The organism is Mesorhizobium sp. P2_C5_2 (genome assembly GCF_056404535.1).
In genome coordinates this window covers 639,700-657,836 of sequence record NZ_JBFUDV010000005.1, presented here as the reverse complement: position 1 = coordinate 657,836, position 18,137 = coordinate 639,700, and the positions used below count along the sequence as shown (strand labels likewise).

Below are 18,137 nucleotides of genomic sequence, written 5' to 3'. Positions count from 1 at the left end.
GCGCCGCCGCATGATCGTCAAAGGCAAAGCTATCAGTTCGCCACCGCGCTGGTGTCGGCCAGCGTGGCGACGTCAGGCGCTTCCTTGATCAGCCCCATCCGCAGGAGCAATTCGCCGGCGGTCTTGGAAAAGTCCTGGAACTCCTTGGTGAAGAACTGCTTGTTCTCCGCCTTGTCGGCCCATTTCAGGTACTTCGCCGAATCCTCGAACTCCTTGGCCGACTGTTTTACGTCGGCGCCCATGATCTCGTAGGATTTCTGCGGATCGCTCTTGATCAGGTCGAGCGCCTCGAAATAGCTGTCGGCCAGCGCCTTCGCGGCGTCGGGATTGGCGCTGAGGAATTCGGGCGTGCAGCCAACCGTGTCGAGCACCATCGGGTAGTCGAGCGTGGTCGCCAATATATGGCCCTGGTCGGACTTGTCGCGCACCGCCGAGATGAACGGCTCATAGGTGACCGCCGCATCGTTCTGACCGGCGAGGAAGGCTTGCGCCGCTGCATCCGGCTCCAGATTGACGACCGTGACATCCTTCGTCGACAGGCCGTTCTTGTTCAGCACCCAGGCCAGCATGAAATAGGGCGACGTGCCCGGCGCCGAAGACGCGACATTCTTGCCCTTGAGGTCGGCGACGGTCTTGATGTCGTTGCGCACGACGATACCGTCGGCGCCGTAGGATTTGTCGAGCTGGAAGATCTGCTTGGTGGTGACGCCGCTGGCGTTCCAGACCAGCCAGGTCTCTACTGTGGTGGCGGCGCATTGCAGGTCACCGCTGGCGATGGCGAGCGGCCGGCTGGCCTGCGGTACCTTTTTCAAGGTCACATCGAGGCCATGCTTCTCGAAGATGCCGGCCTGCTTGGCCAGCGTCAGCGGCGCAAAGCCGGTCCAGCCGCTGATACCGATGGTGACCGATGTGGCGGCCTCAGCCGGTGCGGATAAGCCCGCGCCAAGCGCCAATGCCGCGGCAAAAACGATGGTCTTTCTCATGTCAGTTCCCCTTTTTTTCTGATGGGGAATTGTGTCACAGACGCCCATAGGCTTGTCAATGAAACTGATGGTGCACTGCGGCATGGACCAAAGCTCTAGCGGGCGTCGAACATCCAGCTGCGGTCGCGCCACATTTTTTCGCCGACCTGGCAGTCAGTCGGCCGGTCCTGCGCCAGCATCACCGGCGGGTGAGCGGCTTCCTCCCGAGCCCATTGCGGCGAAGCGGGGCCGGCCAGCTCCAGCACCAGCTTGCGGCGGATCGCTTCGGGAAACTGCGTCCAGTCATTGACCGGGATCATGAAGGATCCGGGTCCGCCGATAACGCAGTCGCTGTAGTAGCGGTCGAGATTGTTGACGTCGTAGCCGCCAAACCCGCTGCCGCGCGTCATCAGCGGCAGGCCGTTGATGATTATGCCTTGCTTGACCACCGCGTCGCGGGTGATGTCGACGGGCGCGCCCTGATTGTTGGGGCCGTCACCGGAAATGTCGATGACGCGCTTCGTGCCCTGAAAGCCGCTTTCGGCGAAGAGATCGCTGCCGAATTCCAGCGCGCCGGAAATCGAGGTCCGCCGAGCGCTGGCTGGCGGATGGGCGGAAAGCTGCGCGGCCACCCGCTCGGCGTCGGCCCGGCTGGCGATCACCGTCCATGGCACGACGACCAGCTGCGTGGTCGCTCCCGCCCATTCGACATAGGTGACGGCGACCTTGCCATAGGCGCCGTCGGCAATGGCCTGCAGCACATGGTCGTGCGTCAGCGCCGCGGCATAGCCGTGACGCTGGATTTCGAGTTCGCCCGGCGACATCGACAGCGACACGTCGACGGCCAGCACCAGCTCGACATCGACCGGCTCGGCGGCATGAATCGGTGATGTCAGCCAGAGCCCCAGCGCCAGCGCGGCGCTGCCGGAGAGGAAATGTCGTGCGCGCGAAAAAGCAGACATGCCGCAACGTAAGCGAGAATCACCTGCTGACAAAGGAAAAAGGCGGCCTGCCGGTTCCGCGTCTAATCTCCGAACAGCAGCCGCGGTTCGGCCTTATTTGTTGATGGGTCGCCCACCTTTGCCGCGCCATTCCACGTCGTCGGCCCCAGCCTTTGCCGCTTCCCGGCTCGGACGGGTCGTCTTTCTGCCGGTGCCACGCAACGCTCTCCAGTTCGGCCTGAATGACGGCGGGAGCCACACCAGGATGCCCGCCGCGGCAGCGGGCAGGATCACGGCGAAACGCAACACAGAGAGCACGACACCGCAGAATCCGACGATACGCGCGGCTCGCCCCTCGCCGAAACGCCGCGCAAGCAAATGCCGCGCGATCATCCCGCCATCAAGGGGGTATGCCGGTAGAATGTTGAGAATGGCCAGCACCCCATTCAGCAAGGCGCCGATCCACAGCATCCACGCCAGATAGGTCATCGGCATTGGCGGCGGCGCACTGAACAGGCTGTCCACCTCTTCGGGAATCCAGGGCCTGACGATCAGAAAGTAGGAAGCAGCGAAAAACGCCGCCAACAGGATGTTGGCCAAGGGGCCGGCAAACGCAATCCACGCCCAGCCATACGAAGACGTTGCGCCGCGCTTGAAGTACGCAACCCCGCCAAACAGATAGAGCTCTATCCTGTCGGTTCCGATACCTTGCCGGCGAGCGGCCCATGCATGCGCCAGTTCGTGCAGGAATACCGATGCGAAGAACAGCGCGCCAAAGATCGATGTGTGGATCAGTGCGGTTTTGGGACGTGTCGACCATTCATGCAGAAAGGGCAGGACAATCGGAATGGCAAAGGTCCAGCTGACGCGAACGGGGATGTTCCCATTCAGGCTGAACACCAGCGCATCGTTCTTTCTGTCCCAGCCAAACCGCTGCAAGTGCTTCACTCCGCCTGCGCAACGGTAGGCGGAAATCACCTGCTTAAAAAGTGAAAAGCCCGGCAAAGCCGGGCTTTCATGCACTTGTCTTCCACCACGCCAACGCCAGCCAGGCTGCCGAGGAGCTGGCGGTTAACTTCTCGGCTTGAGGTTCTCCGGGTCGTAGAGCGGCTTGTATCCGACGGCAGCCACTTCGACCGGATAGGTCTCGCCGAAATATTCGATGGCGAACTTGCGCCCTTCCTGGGCATGAGCCCAGGGCAGATAGGCGAGGCCGATGTTCTTGCCGATGGTCGGGCCATAGGCCATCGACGTGGTGAAGGAGCGGCGGCCGAGCTCGTCGACCAGCGTTTCGCCGGTCTTCGAGTCCATCACCGGCATGGTGCCGACGGGATAGCGGGCAACGCCCTTCGAATCGACGTTTTCCGTCATCACCAGCGTGCACAGGATCGCCGGCTGGTGCTCACGGGCGCGGTACTCGACATGCTTCGCCTTGCCGCAGAAATCGTTCTCCTTGACCTTCGGTCGGGCAAGATCGGCTTCGAGCAGATTGTACTCGGTCAAGAGGTCGGCGTTCTGCAGCCGCAAGCTCTTTTCCATGCGCCGCGTGTTGGCGTAGGTCTCGACGCCGAACGGCATCACGCCGGTCGCGCGCAGCGCGTCCCAGACAGCGAGGCCGTCCTCGTAGCGCATATGCAGTTCCCAGCCCTGCTCGCCGACATAGGAGATGCGGAAAGCGGTGACATCCTTGCCGCCGATCCTGACCGGCTTGATTGCCGCGAACGGGAAGTTCTCGAGCGACAGGCCTTCCGGATTCTCGACCACCTTCTGCAAGGTCGCGCGGGCGTTCGGACCCCATATACCGATGGTGACGTATTTTTCCGTCACGTCGGTGATGGTGACGTCAAAGCCTTTGTCCTGCGCGGTGCGCTGCATGTAGCGGAAGTCGCGCGGGCCGGCGTCGGCGCCGTCGATGAGGCGGCAGCGGTCGGCCATGCGGATCACCGTAAAGTCGGCCCGCACCATGCCTTCCTCGTCGAGGAAGTGGGTGTAGATGCCCTTGCCGATGTTGTTGTCGCCACCGACCTTGGCCGCGCACAGCCATTCCAGCAGCGCGACATGGTCGGGTCCCTCGATGTCGTACATCGAGAAATGCGACAGGTTGACGATGCCGCAATCCTCGCTCATCGCCAGGTGCTCGGCATTGGAGACGCGCCAGAAATGGCGGTTGTCCCATTCATTCTCACGCACGGGAACACGGTTGCCATACTTCTCCAGCAGGTGCTCGTTGGCGGCGTAGCCATGCGCACGCTCCCAGCCACCCAGCTCCATGAAATAGCCGCCGAGCTCCTTCTCGCGCTCCCAGAACGGCGAGCGCCTGATGTTGCGGCCCTTGGAGAAGGGTTCGCGCGGATGCACAGCGGGGTTGTAGACCTTCATCGCCGTTTCGGTGCAGCGATCCCAGATGAACTGTTCCTTGGTCTGGTGCGGATAGAAGCGCGCATAGTCGATGGCATGGTGGTCGATTTCGGTGCGGCCGTCGGTCATCCAGTCGGCCATCAGCTTGCCCATGCCGGGGCCGTCCTTGACCCAGATGGCGACGGCGTACCACAGGCCCCTCACCTTCTGGCTCTCGCCCATCGATGGGCCGCCATCGGCGGTGACCTGCAAAAGGCCGTTGAAGGAATGGCTTTCGTTATAGCCGAGTTCGCCCAGGATCGGCGTCAGCTCCATGGCGCGCTCCAGCGGCGCCAGGATCTGTTCCATGTCGAGGTCGCGTTGCGACGGCGACAGCCGCGCCTGGTCCTTTTCCAGCAGGTCGCGCGGGTGGCAGAGACGCGGATTGGTCTCTTCGTAATAGCCCCATTCGATCTGGCCGCCTTCGGCGGTTTTGGGATCGCCGGTGTCGCGCATATAGGCCGAATTGCCCTGGTCGCGCAGCAGCGGCCAGCCGATCTCCTTGCCGGTGCCGGCAAACTCGTTGTACGGGCCAAAGAAGGTCAGCGGATGGTCGATCGGCATCACCGGCAGGTCTTCGCCGACCATTTCGGCGATCAGCCGGCCCCATATGCCGGCGCAGACCACGACATAGTCGGCCATGATGGTGCCGCGGTCGGTTACGACGCCCTTGATGCGGCCTTCCTCGACGATGAGGGATTTGGCCGGCGTGTTGGCGAAGGATTTGAGCTTGCCCGACGCTTCTGCCTGGTCGACCAGCTTGCCGGCGACCGTCTGCGAGCGCGGGATGACCAGGCCGGCATCCGGATCCCAGAGACCGCCCTGCACCATGCCTTCTTCGATCAGCGGGAATTTTTCCTTGATCTCGGCCGGCTCGATCAGCCGGGCGCGGGTTCCGAAGGATTTGGCCGAAGCGATCTTGCGCTTGATCTCGTCCATGCGGCTGTCGTCGCCGACGCGCGCCACTTCGAGGCCGCCGATGCGGGCGTAGTGGCCCATCTTCTCGTAGAAATCGATGGAGTAGAGCGTCGTCCAGCAGGACAGGAAATCATGGCTGGTCGTGTAGCAGAAGTCCGAGGCGTGCGCGGTCGAACCGATATCGGTCGGGATGCCCGACTTGTCGATGCCGACAATGTCGGTCCAGCCGCGCTCGATCAAATGATGGGCGATCGACGCGCCGACAATACCACCCAGGCCGACGATGACGACCTTCGCCTGTTTCGGAAACTCTGCCATTGCCCGCGACTCCAAAGGGGTAAAGCGGGCGCGTCCGCGCCCGTTCGAATGGCGCACAATATGCAGAGGACGCGGATGGAGCTACCGCCTGTTTGCGACACGTCGCAGATGCGGCGCGACCAGCGCGCCGGCGTGTCGTCAGTGGCGATCTATCTCAGGCGAAGGCCCAGATATCCTCGGCCTGGAAGCCGACCTGATAGCCTGATGTCTTCAGCTTGACCACGACCTGGCCGATTTCCGCGGCGGGCAGCGCGCCGACCTCGACCTTGATCATACCGGGACGATAGCGCTTGAGGTCGAGCTGCTCGAAGACGATCCAGTCGGCGCCTTCGCAATCGACCAGGAAGGCGTCGATATGCGTGATGCCGTTGCGGTCGAGTAGCGTCTGCAGCGTTTCCGACGGCACCTCGATATCCCTGAGGTGCGGCGCGAACTTGTTGAAATTGGCGTCGTCCTCACCCCAGGCATTCTTGCCCGACATCAGATTGGTGTCGGTGACAGACGAGCAGCCGATGAACTCGATCGGCAACGTGCCGGCCTCGAGTGCTGCTGCATCGAACGTGTGGACGGTGATCGTGCCCTTGGTCTTCGTCACCGCCACCGGCTCGATGATGAAGCGTTCGGTGTCGGGATAGTTGGCGCGCAGCCGCTTCTGATTGTACGGGATCGGCTCGACCAGCATTGCCCGCGCCCGCGGGATGCGATGCAACCACGGCGTGACGTCGTCGAACAGCGCACCGTCGCAGGCGCCGACATTGACCATCTGGAAGGGTCGCCCGCTGCCAAAGCGCGCCTTCAGCGCCGCCTTGGCCAGGAACTTCGTGCCGCGCAGCGCCGGCCCGCGATCGAGCAGGCCGGCGGGCAGACCGAGTGAGAGGGCAATGCGTGCCAGGCCGGATACAGAACTCAAGGCTTATCTCCTGGTATGACCTGCAAGGCGGCGGGCCGCCTTCCATTCAGGCTTGCCGATGCCCACAGCGCCATGATCGGCCCCACCAGCAGCAGGAACGGCGGCAGGAGGTTGGGGAAGTAGATGCGGGTATCGTGGATCGGGAACACGGTGAACTTTGCCAGCACCCCGAGCACGAGTGCGGCAAGCAGGATGCCGGCGCGACGCTCGAGCCGGAAGCCGGCGCGGCTAAGCGCGAACCAGCCGGCCAGCGCCAGCACGCAGACGCCGACCCAGCTGTTGATGCCGATGGCGCGAATGAAGGATGCGGCAAACGCCTTGAGATAGGCGGCGACCGAGAACGGCGGCTCGAACCCGTCCATATTGTAGTGCTGCTCAATGCTGGAGAACCACAGATGCGGCCACCAGCCCGGATGATGCGCCCAATGCGAAATCGCGAAATAGGCGACGAAGGATAAAGCAAAGCCGGCCAGCGCCCCCCATGCTCGTTGCCGGAAAACCAGCAGCAGCACGGCGAAGATAGCCAGGAACACGATGTTATCCGGCCGCGCCATGAAGGCGAGGAAGAGCAAGACGGCGGTTGCTGCTTCGCGGCCGCGCACATAGGCAAGCAGCCCGCCGAGGAACAGCGCGGAACACAACAGATCCGGCGTCGAGGCGCGCGCCGCGTCACCAAAATCGGCCATGATCAGCACCGCGCCGACCACGGGCGCCAGCGCCAGCCCGCCTTCGGTTCGCAGCCAGAGCAGCGTGATCATCCCGAACAGCAGCGCCGAGACCACCTGCAGCACCCGCATCGCCTCGACCGGCGACATCACCACGCTCATCGTCGACAGCATTTCGGCGTAGAGGAACTTGATCCGGTACATGCCGAGCAGCGAGTGGAAGTCGGCGGCATTTTGCGCCATGTGGCTGCGGAAGCCGCCGCCATCGTCGGTCAGCGCCTTGTAGTCGGCGGCCGACACGCCGGCCTGGACGGTGCTGTAGGCATAGTCGTGCAGCGCCTGCGCATCGGGATAGCTGCCCTCCTCGGCAATCGCCAGATAAGGCAGCATGTCCCAATTGGCATCGGGCATCGTCCAGGCGGTGAACGCCGTGAGCAGGATGTAGAGCGAAAACGCGATCGCGCCGATCGGCGCCGCCCATTGCGCATAAGTCCCCTCGCCCCACGCCAGAGCGGCCGCGGTCAGCCGGTCGAGTGTGTTTTGCGGGGCGGGAGACTTGCTCAGCATCGTCAGGACTTCGCTCAACGGACCTGGCTTTTGACGAAATCCTTCACGATCGACACGATGCCGCGCGACAACAGGCTGTCGAAGGCATCGACGAAACGGTCGACATGCTCGCGCTGGCAGATCAGCGGCGGCTCGAGCCGGATGACGTTGCGGTTGTATTCGGTGAAGGCGACGAGCATGTCATAGTCGCGCAACAAGAGCGCGCCGACAAAGCCTGACAGCGAGCCTTTCAGCTTGTCATCGAGCACGCTGACGATCGGACGCAGCACCATTGGCAAGGTTTGCGAGAAGTCGTGGAACTCGAGCCCGACCATGAAGCCTTTGCCGCGCACATCCTTGATGATCTTGGGATATTTCTCCTTCAGCGCCTGCAGCCGCTGCAGCAGATAGTCGCCAGTCGAAGCGGCATTGTCGATCAGTCCCTCGTCATAGAGCACGTTGATGCCCTCGATCGCGGTGATGCAGGCCTCGCCCATGCCGCCGAAGGTCGCCATGGCATGAATCATCGCCGTCTTCGGCGTGCCATAGGCCTTCATGTAAACCTCGCGCCGGGCGATCATCGCGCCAACCGCCGCCTTGCCAGCACCGAGCGACTTGGCCAGCGCCGTCACATCCGGCACGACGCCATAATGCTCGAAGGCGTAGAAGCGGCCCGAACGGCCATAGCCGCACTGCACTTCATCAGCCACCCACAGCACGCCATACTGGTCGCACAGCGCGCGCAGCTTCTGCCAGTATTCGGCAGGCGCCTGGATAATGCCGCCGCCGCCCTGGATGGTTTCGAGCACGATGACGCCGACATCCGGGTCGGAGCGGAACAGGCGCTCGACCGCCTCGATATCGGCGAACGGAATGCGCACCGTGTTCTCGGCCATTTTGAAGTCGGCGCGGTAGAGCTGGCCGTCGGTGATGCCGAGCACGCCCTTGGTCTTGCCATGGAAGGAATTCTCGGCATAGGCGATTTTCGGCCGCTTCGGCCCGGCGGCGCGCTCGGCAAGCTTCACCGCTGCTTCCATCGCTTCCGAGCCGGACGATCCCAGAAACACCATGTCGAGATCGCCGGGCGAGCATTTGGCGATGTTGTGCGCGAGTGCGGCCGCATATTGCGACATGAAGGCGATGGCGATTTCCTGGCGTTTCTCCTCCTGGAATTTGCGGCGGGCCTCCAGGATGCGCGGATGGTTGTGGCCGAAGGCCAGCGAGCCGAAGCCGCCGAAGAAGTCGAGAATCTTGCGGCCGTTCTGGTCGATGTAGAACATGCCTTCGGCGCGCTCGATCTTGATCTTGTGGAAGCCGAGCAGCTTCATGAAATGCAACTGGCCCGGGTTGAGATGCGCCTTGAACAGATCTGTCATGCGGGCGATATCCATCGACTTCGCCTGCTCGACGCTGATCAGATCGGGCTTGGCGATGGTGGTGGGCGACAGCGCCGGCGCGCTGACCATGGTGCGCGCGTTCGTCTGCTCAGGCTTGGCCATGACGGTCATCTCGGAGTTCTCCTGGTCGTCCCATCTTATTCGGCGGGGACATGATTGGCGGTGACGGCAAGGCCGTCCTTCTTGGCGCGGTACTCGCTGTAGGCGGCGATCAGCATGTCCTCGTCGCGATATTGCGGCACCCAGCCGAGCTGGCGCTCAGCCTTGGACACGTCGAGCACGCACTCCTCATCAGCGATCAGATATTGTTCCGGATCCATGATCGGCATGTTCATGAGATCGAGCAGGTCGAGCGTGCGCTTGACCGCCCAGCCCGGCGTCGGGATCAGCAGCGACTTCGACCCGGCATGTTTGATCAGGTCGCCGAGCAGTTTCTTCACCGGCGGCGGATTGAGCGAGCCGAGATTGTAGGCTTCGTTGGGCACGCTGGCCTTCCAGGCCGCGCGCGCGGCTTCCGCACAGTCGAACACTGAGATGAACTGATAGGGATTCTTGCCCGACCCGATCATCGGCACCGGAAGGTTCCAGTCGATCAGTTTGAACAGTTTCTCCAATATGCCGAGCCGGCCGGGACCGATGATCAGGCGTGGGCGAAACAGCGAGATCGACATGCCGCGCTTGCGCCATTCGGCGGCGAGTTCTTCTGTCTTCTGCTTCGACCAGCCATATTCGCCGAGCGGGGCGACCGGGTGCTCCTCGGTCATAGGCTGGGTGACCGTGTGGCCGTAGATCATGTCGGTGGTGTAATGGACGAGCCTCGGTGCGCCGGCCTTGTCCATGGCCTGCATGATGTGCTCGGTGCCGTGGAAATTCACTGGGAAGAAGAAGTCGTGGCGCTTGGCGCGCACCTGGATCGGCGACAGCATCTTGGCCGACAGGTTGTAGACCATGTCGTCGGCCTTCAATCCGACTTTGGCCACCGAGGCCGGATCGGTGACGTCGCAGGTGACGAAGCGGACCGAACGATAATGCGGCAGGTCGCTTTTGACGATGTCGGCAACGACAACCTCTTCACCGTCGGCCACAAGCTTCGGGGCAAGATGACGGCCGACGAAGCCGTCACCGCCGAAAATCACATGTCTCATCGAACGGTCTCGTTTGCGTGGATCTTGTCGGGGGTGATGGAAGCCGTCTGGTCGTCATGCCCGCGTCCGCTTTGCGCGATCAGAACCGTGCCGACGCAGATGAAGGCGATACCGGCGATGCGCCAGGCGTTTAGGTCCTCGCGGAAGATGAAATAGGCGAAGATCGCGACCGCGACATAGGCAAGGCTGAGGAACGGATAGGCAAAGCTGAGCTCGACCTTGGACAGCACATAGAGGTGCGAAGCCATCGAGATGACGAAGGTGCACAGGCCGAGGAAGACCCACGGGCTGAAGACGATCTGCAAGAGCTTCAGAAGCGGGTTGGTGCCTTCGAACGAGATCGGGCCGAGCGACATCATGCCTTGCTTCAGCATCAGCTGCGCCGCGGCATTGGTCATGACTGTGAACAGAATGAAGACGATATATTTCATATTTTCCACCCGCCGCTTGCGACGGTCCTACTACTAACCTGCAAACATTTCGTGAAGTCACGACAATGTTTCGAGTAAACCATGGAATTTACCATCTATTTACCATGACTTATTCAACTTGGATCTATTCCGCCGCCTCGACGCGCCCCCTTGGCATCTCCAGTTTTTTCGCCGTCCGCAGCCAGAAACTGGACATGAACGCCGGGTCGCGCAGCGCCTCCAGCCGCTGCCAATCCGGGAAGGAGGCCGCGAAAACATCGGCGCTCATGCGCGCATCCTTGTAGGGATTGACCGCGCCGCCGGCCGCGACCGTGATGCGGTCGAGTTCGCAAAGCAGGGCCAGCGTCTTGTCGCCACGGTTGGGAAAATCCAGCGTCAGCGTGAAGCCCGGCCGCGGAAACGACAACAACGCCGGCGAACGGATCGAGCCGAAGCGCTTCAGCACGGTGAGGAAAGACCCTTGCCCGGCCCGCCGCGTCACGTCGAGCAGCGCCGGCACGGTCTGGCGCGCGGCATTTTCCGGCACCACGCTCTGGTGCTGGTAGAGACCTTTGGGGCCATAGAGCCGGTTCCAGCCACCAACGCCGTCAAGCGGGAAGAAAAAGCCCTGATAGCCGGCCTGGCGCGGTTCTGATGAGCGCCCCTTTTTCCAGCGATAGGCGGCATTGAAGGCCGTGAGAAACGGCCGGTTGAGCACATTGAAAGGCGGTTGGACCGGCACCGAAAGGCGCGAGCCGGTGCGCGACGCCTTATGCAAGCCACGCTCGGCATGGTTGCCAGACAACAACAGGCCGCGCCCGCGGCCATGGCCGCCGGCCAGCTGGTCGATCCAGGCGACGGCATATTCATTGGCTTGGTCGGCAGCCTCAGCCAGTTCGAAGAATTCGCCGAGGTCGCGGAACGGCGTCGCCTTCTCGACGATGTCGAGCGAGGGCACCCGCATCAGCCGGATAGACGCCGACAGGATCAGCCCGGTCAGCCCCATGCCGCCGATCGTTGCCGCAAACAGCCGGGCGTTGTCCGTTGCCGAGCAGGTGTAGGTTCGCCCGTCCGAGCGCAGCAGCGTGAGAGACTCGACATGGCAGCCAAAGGTGCCGCGCCGGTGATGGTTCTTGCCGTGAACGTCGTTGGCGATGGCGCCGCCAAGGGTGACGAACTGGGTGCCTGGAACCACCGCGGGAAAGAAGCCATGGGGTGCGGCGTGCGCTATGATGTCGGACAGCAACACGCCGGCTTCCGCCTCGAGCAGGCCGGTCTCGGCGTTGAAGGCGCCGATACGGTTCAGCGGCCGCATGTCGATCACCGCGCCCGCTTCGTTTTGGCAGGAATCGCCGTAGGAGCGACCGTTGCCATAGGCGAGCAAGCCATTTGCCTTCGCCTTGCCGCTCTTCATCAGTTCGATAGCCGTATCGGCCGCGATGCTTCGCTTTGCGGCCGGCGTGGCGCGGCCGAAACTCTGGAACCTTTCGCCCGCCATGCCTACCAGCCTCCGGCGACCAGCAGTGCAGCGCCGATAGCCACGATGATCTGGCTGCGCCAGTCACGGATGATGAAGACGACCGGATCGTCGTTCATCTCGTCGCGGCGCGCCAGGATCCAGACGCGCATGGTCAAATACAGCACGATCGGCGCCAGCGGCCAGACCAGCCACGGACGCGGATAGAGTTCGCGCACAGCGACGCTATCCATGTAGAGCGCCAGCACCAGCGCCGAGGAGAAGGCCGACGCCATGCCCGCCTGTGCGACGATCTCCTGATCTTCGATGCGGTAGCCGCGGCCTGCAATACGCTCGCCCACTGGAATGGCTGTGGTGCGCAGTTCGACATAGCGCTTCACCAGCGCCAGCGACAGGAAGAAGAAAATCGAGAAGGCGAGCAGCCAGAACGAGACCTCGACGCCGGTCGCCGCAGCGCCCGCCAGCACGCGCACCGTGTAGAGGCCGGCCAGCGTCAGCACGTCGACCAGAAGCATGCGCTTGAACGACAGCGAATAGGCCGTTGTCACCACGATGTAGCCGGCGAGCACGCCCAGGAATTCGATCGGCAACAGAAGCCCGGCGGCAATACCGGTCGCCAGCAGCACCGCCATCGCGCCGAGACCGAACGGGATCGACAGCGCGCCGCTGGCGAACGGCCGGTTGCGTTTGGTCGGGTGCTTGCGGTCGAGCGCAAGGTCGAAGAAATCGTTGAGGATGTAGATGGCCGAAGCCACGGCGCTGAAAGAGACGAACGCCAGCATGCATTGCCAGATCATGTTGGCGTTGAAGTATTCGTGCGACAGCACCATCGGCACCGCGATCAGCGAATTCTTCAGCCACTGATGCACCCGCAGCATCTTGACGAATGTCTTCAATGTCCTTTTCGGGGCCGGCATCGTTTCGGCGCTATGCGCGGCCTGCCAGCGTGCCGCGTGGCGGTCGGGCGCCACGACGATGGCGTCGCGCGCGGCTTCGAAAACCTTGAGATCGTGACGGCTGTTGCCGGCATAGTCGAAACCGCCATCGCCATAGGCGGCGATGAGCGCGTCGCGCTTGCGGCCCGAGGTCATGTTGTGCGGACCATCGGTCGCCAGCACGTAGTCGAAGATGCCCAGATGGGCGGCAATCGCTTCGGCGAACTTGCGCGGCGTGCCCGTCGCCAGCACGATCTTGCGGCCGTCCACATGGTCGGCTCGCAGGCGCTGCAGCAGCGCTTCGCGATAAGGCAGCGAGGCCGGATCGATGTCGATGCGCTCGGCAATGGCCTGTTTCAGCCGCGCAGGGCCGCCAGCCAGCCAGAACGGAACCAGGAAGATATAGAGCGGATTCTTCTTGAGAAGGATGAACAGGCCTTCCCAAAGAAGGTCGGTTGCAATCAGCGTGCCGTCGAGGTCGACCGCAAGCGGGATTGCGTTCTTGTCCGACCGCGCATCCATGTCTGTCCTGCCCTACTCATAAACCCATCGCGCCGTGTTTCGGCGTCTTCGTATGGGTATAGCGGCGGAACGGCGCAATGAACGTTAAAACGCCTGGTTGCAGCCGATAGGCGCGACGATATTTCCTGCGTCATTGTTAAGCAATCACTACCACAGACAATAAAAGGCCGGGCATTGCCCGGCCTCTGCAAGAGCTGTCTGCCGACTTTACTTGATGCGGGCAACACCACCCGAGATTTCGACCGTTTCCGAGCCGGTCAGGGCCTCGAGGTCACCATTCGGCAAGGTGACGAAACAGCCGTTCGGGCAGAATTCCACGGTTTCGCCGGCGGCCAGCGCCAGCTCCGTCTTGCCGCCGCCTTCCGTCACGATCAGCGTACGGGTCTCAGCGTCCTTGTTGACCGCGCTGGCGGCAAAGGCCGAGCCACTCGCTGCGGTAAGAGCGATGGCGACGACGAGCGACTTCCACATTTTGCAATATCGGTGTTTCCACACCGCCTCTGTTGCATTTCGCAAGGCATTCTCGCCTTTGCATGTGAGCTTATATGAGATGCAAGCTGAACCGCAACTGAATGCCGCATTCATGCCGCAATTGGTTTCGCTAGGCCGGCCTCACCTGAATATCAATGCGCCTAGCTGGGATCGGGCTTTCGGGCCTTGCGGCCTGATTTGGCCAGGCGCGCCTTCTCGGCTGCCGCTTCGGCCTCCGCCTGCTGCTTCTCGGCGAACTCGACTTCGATCTTGTCGTCGTCGAGCGGCCATGCCTCGGTCTGCTTGACCTTGACCTCGGCGCGCGGCGTCGAGGGGATTTCGATATGCTCGGCGTCGAAAGCATCGAGCACGGCAAAGCGGATATCGTTCTGAACGATCGCGCCGTTCAGCACGTCGGCCAGGAACACCCGGATCTCGAACTCGAGTGCCGCCGGCCCGAAATTGGTGAACAGAACGAACGGCTCCGGGTTCTTCAGCACCAGCGGATGGCCGCGTGCGATCTCGACCAGGATGGCGTGCACCCGCTTGACGTCGCTGCCATAGGCGACGCCGACCTTGATTTCCACACGTCCGAGCTTGTTGCGGTGCGTCCAGTTCCCAACCGCGTTGTTGATCAGGTTCGAATTGGGCAGGATCACCGATTGCCGCTGGAAGGTCTCGATCTCGGTGGCGCGCACGCTGATCTTCTTGACTGTGCCGGAGGTGTCGCCGGCCACGATCCAGTCGCCGACCTTGAACGGCCGCTCGGCGAGCAGGATCAGGCCGGACACGAAGTTGGACACGACATTCTGCAGGCCAAAGCCGATACCGAGGGAAAGTGCACCGGCAACGAGCGCCAGGTTGGAGAGATCGATGCCCGCCGCCGAGATGCCGACCAGACAGGCGAGCGCGACGCCGGCATAGCCGACCGCCAGCCGAATCGAATTGCGCACGCCGGTATCGACCTTGCCGCGCGCCATCACCGAGCCGTCGAGCCAGCCCTGGAACCAGCGCGTCAGGAAATAGCCGATGATGAAGACGACGATGCCGGTGAGGATGCCGGTGACCGAAATCGTCACCGAGCCTATGGTGATGCCGGTCGCCAGCTTGTAGCCCCAGGCCTGAATGTCGCCGGGCTGGAACCCCCACATCAACAGGATCAGCGGCAGGAACACCAGCACGATCATCACATTGATGGCGACGCTGACCACCAGGCCGAGTTGGTCGAGTGCGGTATCCTCATAGCTGGAGTTGGTCTTCAGCCAGCGCCCGATCGAGGTGCCGGCGAAGCCACCCTCCTCGCCGATCTCGCGCGCCGACAGGAAGCCGATATAGCCGGTGAGCAGGATGGTGCCGGTGACCACGACCTGCAGCGTGACGAAGATGGCGAGGCCGATATAGCCGAACAGCGCCGCCATGATGGTAAACAGGCCGAGCGCGATGCAGGTATAGCGCAGCCAGGCCGGCCAGGGGCGCCAGCGCCCGTCAGCGTCCTTGTAGGGCTTCAGCAGCGCCATCAGGATCAGGATGAAGCCAACGATGACGGTGCCGACAAAACTCCTGGCGATCGTCAGCGACAGTGGTGAGCCCATCTTGTCGTTGACGATCGCCAGGAAATTGTTGACGCCGATGACGACTGCCATCGCCGTCGTCAACCGCACCAGCCAGCGCGCCGGACCGGTCTCGACCTGGATCAGGCGCCAGTTCGGCATCCGTGGCTCCAGCGCCGCATTGGTCAGGCGATTGACGCAGAACACTATGGCGATGACGGCGGCCAGCGCGTTGAGGAAGACGCCGATGTCGCCGCGCAGCACATTGTAATAATTGTAGAGAAAGACCGTCGAGGCGAGGAAGGCGCTGACCGCCAGCGTCGGCAGCAAGGTCGACCAAAACGCCACCGATAGGCGGCTGAGATAGGTGGGGTCCTCAACCGACGGATCGGCTTCGAAGATGCGCCCGAACAGCCTGCGCCCGCCGACCAGGAGCACTGCTGCTAGCCCCAGCGCCATGAAGGTCGCCGCAAGCATCGCCTGGAACTTGAACTTGAAGGCAAAGCTCAGCCACGACGACACCGCCCTGTAAAAATTGGTATATTCGTCCCGGGCGTCGGAGAACACCTGCGGGCTCAGCGCATCGGACAGCACGTAGCGCTTGGTGAGCAGGTTGCGGAACAGCTCGCTGCGCATGTTGCCGATCTTCGCGATCAGGGCATTGATGCGGATAGCCAAGGTCTGGGCGCTAGAGATGACGGCATTGATCTCCGCCTTTTCGGATGCCAACGCCTGGCGCTCGCCGGTCACGATATCCGGTTCCGGCGGCTGCCCGGCGGCCGGCGGTGCGCCGAGCTGCTCAAGCCTTGAGTTAATCTCCCCAAGCCGCGAACGAAATGCCAGCGCGCTGTTCAGAGCATCGCGCGACAGCTCTTCCAACTGCAGCCGGATGTCGACAAGGGTGGCGTCTTCAACGCCGTCTTCCTGGACCTTCTTCTCCAGAGTGTCGGTTTTCGTCGTCAGGCCCTGCAGGTTTTTCTGCTGGTCGGCGACCAGCCCGGCAGGCGCCTGGCCCAACCCCTGCGCCATCGCGCCGAACGAATGCGGCGCCGAGACAACCAGCGCTAGGATGAGGAGCAGGCGGAAGAAACGAAAAAACATAATGGTGGCGACTCAATGGGCGGCAAAAGCCGCTTCTAAAGCGGTCCTTGATAAAGACGGTCATCCCAAGGGGCAAGTCATGGCCAAGTCATGTCGGTGGCGGCCTTGCGGGAGTCGGCCAGTCGAAAAGCCATGGCGCAATCTTGGCTTTGCGCCCGCCGCCTGCTCTATAGTCTGCCGCATCGCACCAAGGATGGCATGAAGAATGGCGGAATATTCAGCCCTTTCGCTTCTCACGAACGCGCTCAGGGGAAACCAGGACTGGAAGCCGGCCTGGCGCAAGCCCGACCCCAAGGCCTCCTATGATGTCATCATCATCGGCGGCGGCGGCCATGGCCTGTCGACGGCCTACTATCTGGCCAAGGAGCACGGCATCACCAATGTCGCGGTGCTGGAGAAGGGCTGGCTGGGCTCCGGCAATGTCGGCCGCAACACCACGGCGGTACGCTCCAACTACCTCCTGCCGTCCAACACGCGCTTCTACGAACATTCGATGAAGATGTGGGAGAACCTCTCGCACGACCTCAACTACAATGTCATGTTCTCGCAGCGCGGCTGCCTGAACCTTGCCCACACACCGGCCCAGTTCGACGACTATGCAAGGCGCGGCAACGCCATGCGCCATCTCGGCGTCGACGCAGAGCTGATGAGCACCGCCGAGATCGCGCGCCTGGTGCCGGCGCTGGACATGTCGGCCTCGGCGCGCTTTCCCATCGTCGGCGGCCTGATGCAGCCGCGCGCCGGCACCGCCCGCCACGATGCGGTGGCCTGGGGCTATGCGCGCGGCGCCGACCGCCGCGGCGTCGACATCATCGAAAACTGCGAGGTCACCGGCTTCCTGCGCGACGGCGACCGCATCACCGGCGTGCAGACGACGCGTGGCGAAATCCGCGGCAAGAAGGTCGCCGTGGCGGTGGCCGGCAGCACCGGACGGGTTATGCAGCTTGCCGGCGTCGACAAAATGCCGATCGAGAGCCACGTGCTGCAGGCCTTTGTCACCGAATCGCTAAAGCCCTTCATCGATACGGTGCTGACCTTCGGCATGGGTCATTTCTACATGTCGCAGTCCGACAAGGGCGGTCTCGTCTATGGCGGCGACATCGACGGCTACAACAGCTACGCCCAGCGCGGCAATCTGCCCATCGTCGACGAGGTGATGAGCGAAATGCTGGCGCTGTTTCCCGGCCTTGCCCGCGTGCGCATGCTGCGCTCCTGGGGCGGCGTCTGCGACATGTCGATGGACGGTTCGCCGATCATCACCACCGGGCCGCTGCCCGGCATGTATCTCAACTGCGGCTGGTGCTATGGCGGCTTCAAGGCGACGCCGGCTTCAGGCTGGTGCTTCGCATACACCATCGCCAAGGACGAGCCGCACGCGTTCAACGCGCCGTTCACGCTCGACCGTTTTTATCGCGGCCTGGTGATCGACGACAAGGGCCAGGGCGCTACGCCCCGGCTGCATTAGGGTTCAA

Annotated in this window: 14 protein-coding genes; 1 reads left to right on the top strand and 13 read right to left on the bottom strand. The window is 62.8% G+C overall.

Annotation, left to right across the window (positions count from 1 at the left end; genetic code table 11):
* Window positions 1–32: 32 nt before the first annotated feature.
* The 13 genes from AC1D1B_RS21645 to AC1D1B_RS21585 all read right to left on the bottom strand — a co-directional run bounded on the left by AC1D1B_RS21645 (window position 33) and on the right by AC1D1B_RS21585 (window position 16,665).
* Entirely contained in the window at window positions 33–983 is a 951-nt protein-coding gene (locus AC1D1B_RS21645; protein WP_477334445.1) for an ABC transporter substrate-binding protein, read from the bottom strand.
* Between the two features lie 95 nt (window positions 984–1,078).
* Entirely contained in the window at window positions 1,079–1,924 is an 846-nt protein-coding gene (locus tag AC1D1B_RS21640) for a DUF1194 domain-containing protein (protein ID WP_477334444.1), read from the bottom strand.
* A 93-nt stretch (window positions 1,925–2,017) separates the two neighbouring features.
* Complete coding sequence (locus AC1D1B_RS21635) at window positions 2,018–2,926, bottom strand: M50 family metallopeptidase (protein WP_477334443.1); 909 nt, start codon at window positions 2,924–2,926, stop codon at window positions 2,018–2,020.
* Between the two features lie 48 nt (window positions 2,927–2,974).
* The gene (locus AC1D1B_RS21630) at window positions 2,975–5,536 is read right to left on the bottom strand and encodes a GcvT family protein (protein WP_477334442.1); all 2,562 of its coding nucleotides are present in this window, start codon (window positions 5,534–5,536) and stop codon (window positions 2,975–2,977) included.
* A 154-nt stretch (window positions 5,537–5,690) separates the two neighbouring features.
* Complete coding sequence (locus tag AC1D1B_RS21625) at window positions 5,691–6,446, bottom strand: FkbM family methyltransferase (protein ID WP_477334441.1); 756 nt, start codon at window positions 6,444–6,446, stop codon at window positions 5,691–5,693.
* Window positions 6,443–7,678: a hypothetical protein gene (locus AC1D1B_RS21620; RefSeq protein ID WP_477334880.1), complete on the bottom strand. Its 1,236-nt coding sequence runs from the start codon at window positions 7,676–7,678 to the stop codon at window positions 6,443–6,445. The genes AC1D1B_RS21625 and AC1D1B_RS21620 overlap by 4 nt, the downstream gene beginning before the upstream one ends.
* A 14-nt stretch (window positions 7,679–7,692) precedes the next feature.
* Window positions 7,693–9,123: an aspartate aminotransferase family protein gene (locus AC1D1B_RS21615; protein ID WP_477334878.1), complete on the bottom strand. Its 1,431-nt coding sequence runs from the start codon at window positions 9,121–9,123 to the stop codon at window positions 7,693–7,695.
* Window positions 9,124–9,191: 68 nt separating this feature from the next.
* The gene (locus AC1D1B_RS21610; RefSeq protein WP_477334440.1) at window positions 9,192–10,199 is read right to left on the bottom strand and encodes an NAD-dependent epimerase/dehydratase family protein; all 1,008 of its coding nucleotides are present in this window, start codon (window positions 10,197–10,199) and stop codon (window positions 9,192–9,194) included.
* A complete protein-coding gene (locus AC1D1B_RS21605) occupies window positions 10,196–10,630 on the bottom strand; it encodes an EamA family transporter (RefSeq protein WP_477334439.1) in 435 nt (144 codons plus the stop codon). Before AC1D1B_RS21605 ends, AC1D1B_RS21610 begins: the two co-directional genes overlap by 4 nt.
* Before the next feature lie 124 nt (window positions 10,631–10,754).
* On the bottom strand, window positions 10,755–12,107 hold the full coding sequence (locus AC1D1B_RS21600; protein WP_477334438.1) for an FAD-binding oxidoreductase: 1,353 nt from the start codon (window positions 12,105–12,107) through the stop codon (window positions 10,755–10,757).
* 2 nt (window positions 12,108–12,109) lie between these two features.
* Window positions 12,110–13,543, bottom strand: a complete 1,434-nt coding sequence (locus AC1D1B_RS21595; protein ID WP_477334437.1) for a UbiA family prenyltransferase — start codon at window positions 13,541–13,543, stop codon at window positions 12,110–12,112.
* Between the two features lie 207 nt (window positions 13,544–13,750).
* Window positions 13,751–14,014, bottom strand: a complete 264-nt coding sequence (locus tag AC1D1B_RS21590) for a hypothetical protein (protein ID WP_023670370.1) — start codon at window positions 14,012–14,014, stop codon at window positions 13,751–13,753.
* A 161-nt stretch (window positions 14,015–14,175) separates the two neighbouring features.
* Window positions 14,176–16,665, bottom strand: a complete 2,490-nt coding sequence (locus tag AC1D1B_RS21585) for a mechanosensitive ion channel family protein (protein ID WP_477334436.1) — start codon at window positions 16,663–16,665, stop codon at window positions 14,176–14,178.
* Between the two features lie 205 nt (window positions 16,666–16,870).
* Between AC1D1B_RS21585 and AC1D1B_RS21580 the strand changes: the two genes are divergently transcribed.
* Complete coding sequence (locus tag AC1D1B_RS21580; protein ID WP_477334435.1) at window positions 16,871–18,130, top strand: sarcosine oxidase subunit beta; 1,260 nt, start codon at window positions 16,871–16,873, stop codon at window positions 18,128–18,130.
* Window positions 18,131–18,137: the final 7 nt, after the last annotated feature.

What these genes read in the sequence shown, in the direction of transcription:
- AC1D1B_RS21580 (WP_477334435.1), top strand. Translation starts at nt 16,871, where the DNA reads ATGGCGGAATATTCAGCCCTTTCGCTTCTCACGAACGCGCTCAGGGGA.
- AC1D1B_RS21600 (WP_477334438.1), bottom strand. Translation starts at nt 12,107, where the DNA reads ATGGCGGGCGAAAGGTTCCAGAGTTTCGGCCGCGCCACGCCGGCCGCA.
- AC1D1B_RS21615 (WP_477334878.1), bottom strand. Translation starts at nt 9,123, where the DNA reads ATGGTCAGCGCGCCGGCGCTGTCGCCCACCACCATCGCCAAGCCCGAT.
- AC1D1B_RS21630 (WP_477334442.1), bottom strand. Translation starts at nt 5,536, where the DNA reads ATGGCAGAGTTTCCGAAACAGGCGAAGGTCGTCATCGTCGGCCTGGGT.
- AC1D1B_RS21595 (WP_477334437.1), bottom strand. Translation starts at nt 13,543, where the DNA reads ATGGATGCGCGGTCGGACAAGAACGCAATCCCGCTTGCGGTCGACCTC.
- AC1D1B_RS21645 (WP_477334445.1), bottom strand. Translation starts at nt 983, where the DNA reads ATGAGAAAGACCATCGTTTTTGCCGCGGCATTGGCGCTTGGCGCGGGC.
- AC1D1B_RS21590 (WP_023670370.1), bottom strand. Translation starts at nt 14,014, where the DNA reads ATGTGGAAGTCGCTCGTCGTCGCCATCGCTCTTACCGCAGCGAGTGGC.
- AC1D1B_RS21610 (WP_477334440.1), bottom strand. Translation starts at nt 10,199, where the DNA reads ATGAGACATGTGATTTTCGGCGGTGACGGCTTCGTCGGCCGTCATCTT.
- AC1D1B_RS21605 (WP_477334439.1), bottom strand. Translation starts at nt 10,630, where the DNA reads ATGAAATATATCGTCTTCATTCTGTTCACAGTCATGACCAATGCCGCG.
- AC1D1B_RS21620 (WP_477334880.1), bottom strand. Translation starts at nt 7,678, where the DNA reads ATGCTGAGCAAGTCTCCCGCCCCGCAAAACACACTCGACCGGCTGACC.
- AC1D1B_RS21640 (WP_477334444.1), bottom strand. Translation starts at nt 1,924, where the DNA reads ATGTCTGCTTTTTCGCGCGCACGACATTTCCTCTCCGGCAGCGCCGCG.
- AC1D1B_RS21585 (WP_477334436.1), bottom strand. Translation starts at nt 16,665, where the DNA reads ATGTTTTTTCGTTTCTTCCGCCTGCTCCTCATCCTAGCGCTGGTTGTC.